The organism is Chelatococcus sambhunathii (assembly GCF_001418005.1).
Taxonomy (GTDB): domain Bacteria; phylum Pseudomonadota; class Alphaproteobacteria; order Rhizobiales; family Beijerinckiaceae; genus Chelatococcus_A; species Chelatococcus_A sambhunathii.
In genome coordinates, this window is sequence record NZ_LIOL01000003.1 from 25,051 (window position 1) to 36,612 (window position 11,562).

Sequence of the window (11,562 nt, forward strand, 5' to 3'; positions counted from 1 at the left end):
CCCTCCGACCAGCCGAATAATAACCATCTTATACCGCAAGCCCCCTCTCGGTTCCCGCAAGAATGCTCTCGTACTGCGCCACTATTAAATCCCAAGTATAGCCAGCCTTCCAATTGTTGTGTGCCGTCATCCCCATATCGGCAAGGCGGCTCGGATCACGTATTGCCTGAGCCATGCATTTAGCAAGCTCGTGCGGCTGAGTGCGCACAAACCCCATGCCATCAACAACCGCCGGACAGATCAATCCACCTCCCGTCCACCGTGCTATTTCCTCCGCATTACCCACAGGAACTGTCAAAAAGGGCGTTCCAGAAGCCGCACTCTCAAAAAGCACCAATGGAGAGTATTCGACATTCGAAGCAAATATAAATAAATCAGAATTTTTGTACAATTTCACAAGATCCTCTCGAGGGAGATCACAGAACACAACTGATTTATTATTATTACCATCGATGATATTTTTCCAGTTCTGCATTCGTTGGATCAAATTTTGACTCCGTCCTCCCCTTCGAATATGCTTCAGTTTCCGTGACAACGCCTGCAGGGCACCTGGCCGGGCAAGACGTCGAACGCTACAGCCCAAACGTATAGCCTGCCTATACATGTTACCGAGCCCCCCCCTCGTCGCGCCTAAATCTCCCAGACCGTAGGGGATGTTACCATTTAGAACCAACGTTACATGACGCCCCTCGGTATCGAGCAAGGCGAAAGCTTCAAGTACCTCATCATGCCCCTTTGTCCCCGTAAGGCTTCCAACAGACAGCATCACGAAACTTTCCGGGCGAATGTTCAGCTTGTTGTTCAAAGCGATATCACGACCCAGGAACGAAAACTCTCGCTCATCCGCGCCATTTGGGACTACGGACATGCGGCTCAATCCATGACGGCGAGCAAAATTAATGTCTCTAAAGTTATTTGAGTAAAATATAAGCCAATCGAATTTATGCAAAATACCAGGCATAATAGAATAATACCGATCGAAAGCAGGCTGCATCAGCGCTGGAAAACCACACGGAATAAACACTTTGCGAGCCTTTATATCGTCTATTACGTCCCACAACGCATCGAACGTCCATTGCTGAGCCGCCTTGATCAAAACAGCATCCGCCTGGAAATTCGTAACAAAGCTCTGATATCTTCGCACTTCCCCTTGCATGCCATTCACGAAATTGCCCGAAACGTCGAATTCCTCAATTTTCACACCGTTATGGCTGGCGCTCGAACGTTGTCTCAACCGAGAGGTCGCAACGGTTACATCATGCCCCCGCCACACCAACCGCTCTGCAATTTGTCGCATGACCTCCTGTACACCGCCAACACTCGGATAATAGAATTCACAGCAAAGTAGAATTCTCATATCAGATGCCCCGCCATATCCTTACAATTCTTCGCCTTACCTTCTCCGAATAGGTTTTTGCGTACTTCCGTAATACATATCGCACGACCTCCCTCCTTAGCACCCGACTCCTCCCAGCGCGGAATAACAGATGATGCTCCATAAAATACTCGACAATACCGCCGATTCTCTCTTTAGCAAGAGCATTGTATTCTTTCTTGGAGGACGCGCGTTTTCTATTTTCTTCTATAATCATAATAACATCTTCATACTCGCGGAATCGGGCCACTCCTGAGTGTCCAGTTAACGAAGCTTCGTGTCGTATGAATTTATAGAGCGCAAAATCGAAAGCCTTGTAGGTCGGCCGCACGGCCTCCAATCGCAGCAGGAAATCCATATCCGACGCGATCTTAAATCTTACATCATACAAACCTATCTTCAAAAACAAGTCGCGCCGGATCAAGATTGAGAATATCGGCGCCGCACCTCTAAATACGCCTTCAATATCGAAAACAGATGGGGCGCAAAACTTCTTTTCCACACCATGTATTATTGAAAATCCAAAGCCAAGAACATCAGATGCCTCATTCTCAACATCGCCCCAAGACACCTTATTGAAAAACTCCCGATCTAGAACATCGTCCGTCGCTAGATACCCTATATACCTTCCTTGAGCAGCCATTACCCCCTTATTTAGGGCATCATACAGCCCATCATCGGGCTCACAAATAAGTCGAACATGCGGATACCCTTTGATTACGTCAATAGTTCCGTCCGTAGATTGCCCATCGACAATAATATGCTCAACTTTATCTCTGACATTTATCGGGATACTCTCTATACACCTTGCGATGCTCTCTGTCCGATTGAAGCTCGGAGTAACAAAAGATATAATTGGAGCTTTTTTCATCATAAACTCACTAAATGGCGCGCCAGTCGAGTTCCGGGGCAAGCAGTCCAGGACGTCGCATACGCCAGTACGGAGAAATCAGACTATTCTGCTCCACCGTAAAATTTATAACAACCTCGCTTGTTTCGGGATCGAGAAGCCAACGCTCGTTATGAAGGCTCGCGATAAAACGCGCCGTATATTCCCCGGCATTTAGAAAACGACTCGGTAAATATGCAAACAGTTTATGCCGACCCGCCCCTTGGATTGGCCAATCTTTCTCCGCCCCATCAGTGGAAAGCGAAAAGAAGAGCTCATTCCCGGAACTATCGCTAAGCTGAACGCCAAAATTCAGCAAAGGAACGTACCTGTGAACATGAACATCAATGAAGATTCCGATAGAATCGGCATTACCGAAATTTATACGTGGACTTTCCACGTTATCCGAGAATGAATGAAATGCATTCAGCGTGAAAAACTCTGTTGATACCGGCATAGATTGCTGCCATCGCCGCGTCAGCGTTGCAGCCACAGCGTATGTGTCAATTGCACTACCAACATCATATGTATCTAGTTGTATTTTGCCACCTGACAGCAAAATTACGCGATTGCACAACTGCCTAACCGTGTTCATGTTATGCGACACAAACAGAACGGTGCGGCCTGAACTCGCCACGTCCTTAATCTTTCCTAGACATTTCCTTTGAAACTCAGCGTCGCCGACCGATAGCACCTCGTCGACGATCATGATCTCCGGCTCGAGATGAGCCGCCACGGAAAAGGCGAGGCGCGTCTTCATCCCGCTCGAATAGCGCTTGATCGGGATGTCGAGGAAATCGCCGACGCCCGAGAATTCCACGATCTCGTCGAAGCGGGCGCGAATCTCGTGCTTGCGCAGGCCGAGGATGGCGCCGTTGAAATAGATGTTCTCCCGCCCCGACAACTCGGGATGGAAGCCCGTGCCGACCTCGAGGAGCGAGCCCACCCGCCCGCGGATGCGGGCCATGCCTTCGCTCGGCGCCGTAATCCGCGACAGCACCTTCAGCAAGGTGCTTTTTCCCGCTCCGTTACGGCCGACGATGCCCACGACCTCGCCCTCGGCGACGTCGAAACTGACGTTGCGCAGCGCCCAGAAGGACCGTGCGGCCTCCTTCTGCGCCGATGCCGGCGCCCGTGAGAACAGCCTGCGGGCGGCATCGGCCAGGCTTTCGCGCAACGTGGCATAGGCCGGCGCGCCGGTGCCGCTCAGCGCATATTGCTTGCCGAGGTTGTCGACGGTGATGATGGCGGACATTGCTCAGATCCTGTCGACGATGGCCGGCTCGAGCTTGCGGAACGTGCCGAGCCCGAGCGCCGTAAGGCCGATGACCCATGCGGCAAGGACCGCATAGTTGAAGAGGCCGGGCCATGGCGCGGCAATGATGATGGCGCGCATCATGTCGATGAGCGTCGCCACCGGGTTGAGCGCATAGAGCCACTGATATTGCGGCGGGACGAAGGTGACCGGATAGATCACCGGCGTCAGATACATGGCGATCTGAACGAAGAACGGCAGCGCGATGCCGACATCGCGATAGATCGCGTTGAGCGGCGAGAGCACGAGCCCGATGCCATAGCCGAGGAGCCCCGCAGCAAGAAGGATGAGCGGCAAAAGGACAATCAGCGGCGACGGCACCATGCCATAGGCGAGCATCATCGCGACGAGCACGACGAGCGCGATGAGGAACTCGACCGCCGCCGACAGGGTCGGCACGAGCGGCAGGAGCAGGCGCGGGAAGAAGACCTTGGTGATGATGGCCTCGTTCTTCACCAGCGAGCCCGACGCCTCGACGACGACGCGGCTGAAGTACTGCCACATCAGGAGGCCGGAGAAGACGAAGATCGGATAGGGAATCCCGTCCGTCGGGATGCGGGCCAGATAGCTGAACACGAAGGTGAAGATCGCCGTCGTCAGCACGGGCTGCAGCAGGGCCCAGGCGATGCCGATCAGCGACTGCTTGTAGCGGATCTGGATCTCGCGCAGTGCCAGCGTCCAGGCGATATCACGGTTCGTCCACACGTCCGCGATATCGTGCATCAGGTGGTGATCAGCGCGTGCGCGGATCACCACTTCTGTCGGCTGCGGCGACGCGGGCGTATCCATGGGAGCAACTGTCATTCCAACCTTTCCATCCGCGCCGTCTCACGCGGAGACGGGCGCGCGAGACGAAACCGCATCCTCGATGGCGGCACGCAGGACCTTGAACTCCTCCTCGAGCGGATAGTGGTGGTTGCCGATGAAGAAACCTGCCTCGTCAACGCGTTCGGCGTTCGGCAGGTTGTCGCTGATCGTATAGTCGAACCAGCGCAGCACCTCGTTCTTGGCGAAGTTGCCGGCGACGATCGGCCGTACGTCGATCCCGGCGCGCGTGAAGGCCGCGATAAGATCGGCCCGCGAAACCGGTGCATCCGGCTCCACGAGCATACTGAACCCGAACCAGCTGCTTTCGCCGATCTCCCGCTGAGGCCGCAGGAAGGGATAGTCCCGCACGAGTTCGAGGAAGCGTTCCGCATTCCTGCGGCGCTCGGCGACGAGATTGGGCAATTTGCGCAATTGCGCGAGGCCTATGGCGCCGCTCATCTCGAGGGGGCGCAGGTTGTAGCCCGGCAGGATGAAGCGGAACGATTCGGTAAAGGGATCGTCGCTCTTTGGCGTCGAGACATGGTTGAACTTGGGCAGGTTGCGCGTCCAGCCATGCGCCCTGAGGGCGAGGAGGATGTGATAGAGTTCCTCGTCGTCCGTCACCACCATTCCACCTTCCATCGTCGAGATGTGGTGACTGAAGAAGGCGCTGAAGCTGCCCATCACGCCGAAGGTGCCCGTCTGGCGCCCTTCGAATGTCGCGCCCATGGATTCGCAGTTGTCCTCGATGAGGACGATGTCGCGGTCGCCGACGATCCTTGCGATCTCGGCAAAATCGTTCGGATTGCCGAGCAGATTGACGATCATGATCGCCCGGGTCTGCGGCCCCACGGCGCGGGCGAGCTTTCCGAGGTCATAGTTCAGCGTGTCGCGGTCGATATCGACGAAACGCAGCTTCAAGCCATACTGATAAAGTGGATAATAGGTCGTGCTCCAGGAGACGGCGGGCACGATCACCTCGGCGCCCGGCTCCAGCGCGCCCTGCTTGCGATAGCGCAGAGCCGCGACCATGAGCAGGTTGGCCGAAGAGCCGGAATTGACCATCACGCAATGGCGGCTGCCGGTGTAATCGGCAAAGGCACGCTCGAATTCGGCGACGCGCGGGCCCATCGTGAACATGCCGGAATCGACGACGGCCTGGATCGCCGCGATCTCCTCGTGGTCCCAGCTTGAATTAGCGAGCGGATAACGCATCAGCAGCTCCCGAGGAGAGATAGAAATCGTATGTGGCCTGCAGGCCTTGGCGCAGGGACGTCTGCGCCTGCCAGCCGAAAGCCTTCTGCCGTGAGATATCGAGCAGCTTGCGCATCATGCCGACGGGTTTCGTCGTGTCATACACGAAGCCGCCCGTGTAGCCGACGATCTCGGCAGCAACCGCGTAATATTCGTTGACACTATGGTCTTCGCCGAGGCCAACATTTAGTACATCCGGCATCTCGGCAAAATGATCCACGGCGAACAGGATGGCATCGGCGAGATCACCGGAATACATGAACTCGCGACGCGCCGTGCCGTCCCCCCAGATCTCGACCTCCGGAAGGCCGTCGCGCTTGGCCACGTGTAGCTTGTGGATCACCGCCGGCACCAGGTGTGACACAGCCGGATCGAACTTGTCGTACCGCCCGTAGAGGTTGCACGGGATCATCGTCTTGTAGAGCAACGAAGGCTCTTCCCGATGCACATAGCTGCACAGCCGGGCGACAGCACATTTGGCCAGCGCATAGCCTTCGTTGGTCGGCTCCAGCGTGCCGCTCAGAACATCCTCCTCCTTCAGCAGATCCGGGCTATTGCGCGGAAACATGCAGGAGCTGCCGAGGTTGAGAAGCCGTGTGACGCCCGCCTCGCGCGCGGCGAGCACGATGTTGCGGCCGATGTCCCAGTTCTCCGTCAGGAAGCGGACAGGCTCTCGGATGTTCGCCTGGATGCCGCCGACGCGCCCCGCCGCGTGCACGACGATGTCGGGACGCACCTCACGCAGGACGCGGAGCGTCGACGCATGATCCGTCAGGTCGAGCTCGGTGCGCCGGGGCGCAACAACCTCGATCCCGCGCTCGCGGCACAGGTCGATGATGTTGCGGCCGACCATGCCGCCTCCGCCCGTCAGGAGAATGGTCGTCATTCGCCGGCGGCTCCATTGCGCACGGCGGTGTTGCTGAGCGCGCGCATCTGTTCCTCGCGACGGGCCTCGGCGAGATCGCTCTCCACCATCTCCTTCACCAGCTCGCGAAAGCTGATACGGTGCTGCCAGCCGAGCTTTTCGCGGGCCTTGGAGGGGTCGCCGAGGAGCAGGTCGACTTCGGTCGGGCGGAAATAGCGCGGGTCGATGCGCACGAGGGTCTTGCCGCTCGCTTCGTCGATGCCGACCTCGTCGACGCCCTCGCCGCGCCAGGCGATGGTGCGGCCCACCTCGGCGAAGGCAAGTTCCACGAATTCACGCACCGAGTGGGTCTCGCCGGTGGCAAGCACATAATCGTCGGGCGTGTCCTGCTGCACGATGCGCCACATCCCCTCCACATAGTCGCGGGCATGGCCCCAATCGCGCTTGGCGTCGAGATTGCCGAGGTAGAGCGCTTCCTGCAGGCCGCATTCGATGGCCGCGACGGCGCGGGTGATCTTGCGGGTGACGAAGGTCTCGCCGCGGATCGGGCTCTCGTGGTTGAAGAGAATGCCGTTCGAGGCGTGCATGCCGTAGGCCTCGCGGTAGTTCACCGTGATCCAGTAGGCATAGAGCTTGGCTGCGGCATAGGGGCTGCGCGGGTAGAAGGGCGTCGTCTCGCGCTGCGGCGTCTCCTGCACCTTGCCGTAGAGCTCGGAGGTCGAGGCCTGGTAGAAGCGTGTCTTGCCCTCGAGCTTCAGCAGGCGGATCGCCTCGAGCAGGCGCAAGGTGCCGATGGCGTCGGCATTGGCCGTGTATTCCGGCGTCTCGAAGCTCACCTGGACGTGGCTCTGGGCGGCGAGGTTGTAGATCTCGTCCGGCTGGATCTCCTGCACGATGCGAATGAGATTGGTCGCATCCGTCATGTCACCGTAGATCATGCGGAAGCGGGGGTCACCCTCGTGCACGTCCTGATAGAGATGGTCGACGCGCGCCGTGTTGAAGGACGAGGAACGGCGCTTCACGCCCCAGACGCGGTAGCCCTTGGCGAGGAGCAGTTCCGCCAGATAGGCGCCGTCCTGGCCGGTCACGCCGGTGATGAGTGCACGTTTAGACAAGTTGCTCATCCTTCCATTGCTGGCGCGCGCTGCGCGCCGGTATCCGGTCCATCCCCGCCGCGGGCAAGGGTCTCGTCAGCCGGCGCCTCAGTGCCGGCTCCGGCGGAGGCGGCGGTCACGGAGACATGCAGCAGCGGCGGGGTCACGATGCGGTTGCTGTCGACCTGCCCGCCGAGACGATCATAGGTCGCCTGCGGCGTGCGCGCGTCCGTCACCACCACGGCGTCGAAGGCGGGCGCCTCTTTCAGCGCGCGCACCACCGGCACGCCCGCGACGCGGCTGCGGTTGGTCTCGGCATCGAGCACTGCGACGACCTCGATCGCGTTGTCGCGGGCGGCGAGAATGGCGATCTCGGCAAGCTCGCCGGCCCCCGCAAGAACGACGCGGCGCAGGCCGACGACATCGAGGCGGCGGAAGCCGTCCGCATATTGCTCGCGCGCATCGCGGAAAAAGCGCAGGGAAATGTCGAGATAATCCGCTACGAGCCGGCTCTTCTCGGAAAAGCCGCTCGGGGTCAGGTAATATGCATAGCGCTTGTAGGGAGCGGCCCTCGCCTTCACATAGCCCTTGCGGATGGCGCGCTTGAGGAGTGCATTGACGAGGCCGATGGAGACGCCGATGCGCTGCGACAGCGACATCTGCGTCACCACTTCCCCGCTTTCCAGCGAGGCGAGCAACTCGAGGTCGACCTCGGTCGGGAGCTTCTCTGCCATCGGCCCTGCGTCTCGCGCGTTCCGGCGGCACGAATAGTCATTCACGGCGTGAACGTCAAGGCGTGACGTTCACGCCGTGAACGAAGGCGCACCCCTGTCAGACCCGCTTGTAGATGTCCTCGATGCGGACGATGTCGTCCTCGCCGAGATAGGGGCCGGATTGCACCTCGATGAGGTTGAGCGGCAGCTTGCCGGGGTTCTCGAGCCGATGCACGCAGCCGAGCGGCAGGAAGATCGATTCGTTCTCGCGCAGGAGGATCTGCTCCTCATCGCGGGTGACAAGGGCCGTGCCGTTGACGACGACCCAGTGCTCGGCGCGGTGGAAATGTTTCTGCAGCGACAGCTTGGCGCCGGGATTGACGGTGATGCGCTTGACCTGAAAGCGCTCGCCGTCGTGCACGGACTGGTAGAAACCCCATGGACGATAGACGCGCTGCGTCTGCGTGGCTGCGGCGTGGCCGTCCTTCTTCAGCGCCGCGACGAGTTGCGAAACCTTCTGGTCGCTGTCGCGCCGCGTCACGAGCACGACGTCGGGGGTCGCCACGACGACGAGATCCTCGATCCCGAGAGCCGCGACGAGTCGACCTTCGCCGCGCAGGTAGGAGCCGCGCGTCTCGAGCGCCACCACCTCGCCGACGCAGAGATTGTCGTCCGCATCCCGCGCGCCGATCTCCCACAGGGCCGACCAGCTACCAATATCGCTCCAGCCGAATTCGGACGGCACCACGGCAGCTTTGTCGGTCTTCTCCATCACGGCATAGTCGATGGAGATCGACGGTCCGGCGGCGAAGGGAGCTTCGGCGAGGCGCAGGAAGTCGAGGTCGCGCACGGCGCCCTTCAGTGCCTCCCGCGCCGCGGCGAGCACGGCGGGCGAATGGCGCTCGAGCTCGGCGACGAAGATGGCGGCGGGCAGGAGGAAGATGCCGCTGTTCCAGAAATAGTCGCCCGCGGCGACATAGCCCTCGGCCGTCGGCCGGTCGGGCTTCTCGACGAAGGTGGCGACGGCGTTGATGCCAGGGGTCCCCGGCAGCGGATCGCCGCGGCGGATGTAACCGTAGCCGGTGGCGGGCTTGTCCGGGCGCATGCCGAAGAGAACAAGGCGACCGGCCACAGCTGCACCGGCACCCGTGGCCACCGCGGCGCGGAAGGCGGCCGCGTTCTGCACGACATGGTCAGCCGGCATGATGAGGATCAGCGCATCGGGATCGCTCTCGGCCGCCATCAGCGCTGCGACCGCCGCCGCCGGCGCCGTGTTGCGGCCAACCGGCTCGAGCACGATGGTAACGCCCCCGATGCCCGCCTGTCGCGCCTGTTCGGCGATGACAAAGCGATGCTCCGCATTGGCGATGACGACGGGTGGGGCAAAGCCCGGCTCGCCGGCAACGCGCGCCAGCGTCTGCTGCAGCAGGCTCTCCTCGCCGGCGAGCGCCAGCAGCTGCTTGGGAAAGGACTCGCGAGACAGCGGCCACAGGCGGGTGCCGGTGCCTCCGGACAGAACGACCGGGACAATCCGCGGATGCTTCGCCATGTGGGCCCTCCCGTCAGCCGACGAGAGGCGCCGGCGCCACGCGCCCTTCCCCGTCGAGTGTCGTCGTGCGAGTCGCGCTCGATGCCGCTTCCTACCGCAAAGCGACTATCATGGAAATGCCGGTCTGACCGCTCGGGACCGAGCTCGGGCGGCCTGCGCGTCGCAGTCTGTGCGCGGGGACAAAGGGATCTCTGCTGGCTCCTCACCGTTGGCGTGGCACCGCATCAGCAAGATCGCCGCCCATTCCACACGGGATCGTGGCCCGCCCTCATCGGCTCAGGCGCTCGCGCCTTGCCCCTGTGCGCAGCACCGCCGAGCCGAATGAGCGCCGCATCCATCGAAAGCGGCATCAAGGCTCGGCCGTGTTGCCGGGCGGCTCCGGCGCCGCTTGGTCACCGAACTGTGGCAATCCCGGCGGCTGCGCACTGGCCGACATCGTCCGCAACCCGTCCCACGCGCCGCGACCGATCGCCGTGAGCGCATAGCAGCGGCGCCGCCCCGTGAGGGCGTAGACGATGGCCTGGAAGCCGATGTACGGAACCATCTTGGCCTTCCAGCGCAACGGGACGTGGCGCATGGCGAGCATGCGAAACTGGTTGCGGACATAGGTGTAGAGCCGGTTGGGCGGCTGCACGGACAGCTTGAGCCCCAGCAACGGCAGCGATATGGAGCCCCGCCCCAGCCGATGCTCCATCCGCGCATCGCGCGCGACCCAGCACGAGAAACCGCGATGCCACGCGCGGAAGCACCATTCGATATCGACCGCATCAATGAAGAAATCGTCGCGGAATGGCCCGACCACGTGATACGCGGCGATCGAGACGAGCGAGCCCGACGAGATCACAAAATCCGCCGCCCTGAAGCGGGTGGTGCCCTCACGGCCCGGCCGGGGAAAGATGCGCACGTCCTTGAAGGCCGGCTTCGTGTGCCGCGCGCCGATGGGCTGAACGCCCACCGCAGCCACCCGCTGCCCGGCCGCGGCAAGCTCCACCATCAGATCGGCAAGAAGCCGGACAACCTGCGGGCGCAACGTCGAATCCTGGTCGACGAGCAGCACCGCATCGCCGCCATACCGGCCTGCGCGCCGCAGGATCTCGTTGTAGGCACTGCCGAGCCCGACATTGTCTCGCGACTGGATGATCTCGATGCGGGCGCCGCCGATGGCCAGCAATTCATCCCGTTGAACCGTCGACAACGGGGAGTTCGCGAAGATGAAGACGCATTCGGTCGTCTCGGCCAATGCCGACACAAGATCCCGGAGCGATGCCCACTCCGGCCGAAACGTGACGACCCCCGCATAGATGCGCAATGATAAGGTTAACACAATACCCGTGCCAATAAGACAGGTAGAAAATATACGCGAAGTCTGGCATTCGGATTTCTAAAATTCAACTCTATTTTTATGCATTTTGCATCTTCAATCAGCCCCGAGCCCCTGTCAAGATACGTCCGCGCCTGGCCTAGACCGGGCCAACACACGCATGTGGCATGTCTGCCGCGGCCTGTTGCCATCGCGGCAGTCCGTTGGTGCGCCTGCCAATGGCGAACCGGCCGATGTGCCGCACGCCCACCCGCGGGCCCGCATCATCCGCCGCCGGGGCATCTGGTGGAGCAGCAGCACCCTCGTGCCTACGGCGGCCACGGCATGCCAGGATCCACCGGCCGCGGCCACTTGACGGCAAGCAACCGCGAAAATAAGCT

Annotated in this window: 10 protein-coding genes; all 10 read right to left on the bottom strand. The window is 60.6% G+C overall.

The genetic code is table 11. From position 1 onward, the window contains the following. Nucleotides 1-28: 28 nt before the first annotated feature. The 10 genes from ASC46_RS20775 to ASC46_RS06775 all read right to left on the bottom strand — a co-directional run bounded on the left by ASC46_RS20775 (nt 29) and on the right by ASC46_RS06775 (nt 11,185). Nucleotides 29-1,297, bottom strand: coding sequence for a glycosyltransferase family 4 protein (locus ASC46_RS20775; protein ID WP_210165977.1), 1,269 nt, complete (start codon nt 1,295-1,297; stop codon nt 29-31). Nucleotides 1,298-1,358: 61 nt separating this feature from the next. After that, the gene (locus ASC46_RS20780) at nt 1,359-2,246 is read right to left on the bottom strand and encodes a glycosyltransferase (protein ID WP_157672320.1); all 888 of its coding nucleotides are present in this window, start codon (nt 2,244-2,246) and stop codon (nt 1,359-1,361) included. A 10-nt stretch (nt 2,247-2,256) separates the two neighbouring features. Further along, nucleotides 2,257-3,519, bottom strand: coding sequence for an ABC transporter ATP-binding protein (locus ASC46_RS06740; protein WP_055458540.1), 1,263 nt, complete (start codon nt 3,517-3,519; stop codon nt 2,257-2,259). Between the two features lie 3 nt (nt 3,520-3,522). Further along, a complete protein-coding gene (locus tag ASC46_RS06745; protein WP_082464735.1) occupies nt 3,523-4,383 on the bottom strand; it encodes an ABC transporter permease in 861 nt (286 codons plus the stop codon). A gap of 24 nt (nt 4,384-4,407) precedes the next feature. Then, complete coding sequence (locus tag ASC46_RS06750; RefSeq protein ID WP_055458542.1) at nt 4,408-5,601, bottom strand: DegT/DnrJ/EryC1/StrS family aminotransferase; 1,194 nt, start codon at nt 5,599-5,601, stop codon at nt 4,408-4,410. Next, the gene (locus ASC46_RS06755; protein WP_055458543.1) at nt 5,582-6,526 is read right to left on the bottom strand and encodes a GDP-L-fucose synthase family protein; all 945 of its coding nucleotides are present in this window, start codon (nt 6,524-6,526) and stop codon (nt 5,582-5,584) included. The genes ASC46_RS06750 and ASC46_RS06755 overlap by 20 nt, the downstream gene beginning before the upstream one ends. Next, nucleotides 6,523-7,620: a GDP-mannose 4,6-dehydratase gene (gene gmd, locus ASC46_RS06760; RefSeq protein ID WP_245280493.1), complete on the bottom strand. Its 1,098-nt coding sequence runs from the start codon at nt 7,618-7,620 to the stop codon at nt 6,523-6,525. The genes ASC46_RS06755 and gmd overlap by 4 nt, the downstream gene beginning before the upstream one ends. A gap of 5 nt (nt 7,621-7,625) precedes the next feature. Then, nucleotides 7,626-8,333, bottom strand: coding sequence for a winged helix-turn-helix transcriptional regulator (locus ASC46_RS06765; RefSeq protein ID WP_055458545.1), 708 nt, complete (start codon nt 8,331-8,333; stop codon nt 7,626-7,628). A gap of 97 nt (nt 8,334-8,430) precedes the next feature. After that, complete coding sequence (locus tag ASC46_RS06770; protein WP_055458546.1) at nt 8,431-9,861, bottom strand: mannose-1-phosphate guanylyltransferase/mannose-6-phosphate isomerase; 1,431 nt, start codon at nt 9,859-9,861, stop codon at nt 8,431-8,433. 349 nt (nt 9,862-10,210) lie between these two features. Then, complete coding sequence (locus tag ASC46_RS06775) at nt 10,211-11,185, bottom strand: glycosyltransferase (RefSeq protein ID WP_276199188.1); 975 nt, start codon at nt 11,183-11,185, stop codon at nt 10,211-10,213. Nucleotides 11,186-11,562 lie beyond the last annotated feature (377 nt).

Bases quoted from the DNA above. Each gene is read 5' to 3' on its own strand.
- ASC46_RS06740 (WP_055458540.1), bottom strand. From the start codon at position 3,519: ATGTCCGCCATCATCACCGTCGACAACCTCGGCAAGCAATATGCGCTG.
- ASC46_RS06770 (WP_055458546.1), bottom strand. From the start codon at position 9,861: ATGGCGAAGCATCCGCGGATTGTCCCGGTCGTTCTGTCCGGAGGCACC.
- ASC46_RS06765 (WP_055458545.1), bottom strand. From the start codon at position 8,333: ATGGCAGAGAAGCTCCCGACCGAGGTCGACCTCGAGTTGCTCGCCTCG.
- ASC46_RS20775 (WP_210165977.1), bottom strand. From the start codon at position 1,297: ATGCGACAAATTGCAGAGCGGTTGGTGTGGCGGGGGCATGATGTAACC.
- ASC46_RS20780 (WP_157672320.1), bottom strand. From the start codon at position 2,246: ATGAAAAAAGCTCCAATTATATCTTTTGTTACTCCGAGCTTCAATCGG.
- ASC46_RS06745 (WP_082464735.1), bottom strand. From the start codon at position 4,383: ATGACAGTTGCTCCCATGGATACGCCCGCGTCGCCGCAGCCGACAGAA.
- ASC46_RS06750 (WP_055458542.1), bottom strand. From the start codon at position 5,601: ATGCGTTATCCGCTCGCTAATTCAAGCTGGGACCACGAGGAGATCGCG.
- ASC46_RS06755 (WP_055458543.1), bottom strand. From the start codon at position 6,526: ATGACGACCATTCTCCTGACGGGCGGAGGCGGCATGGTCGGCCGCAAC.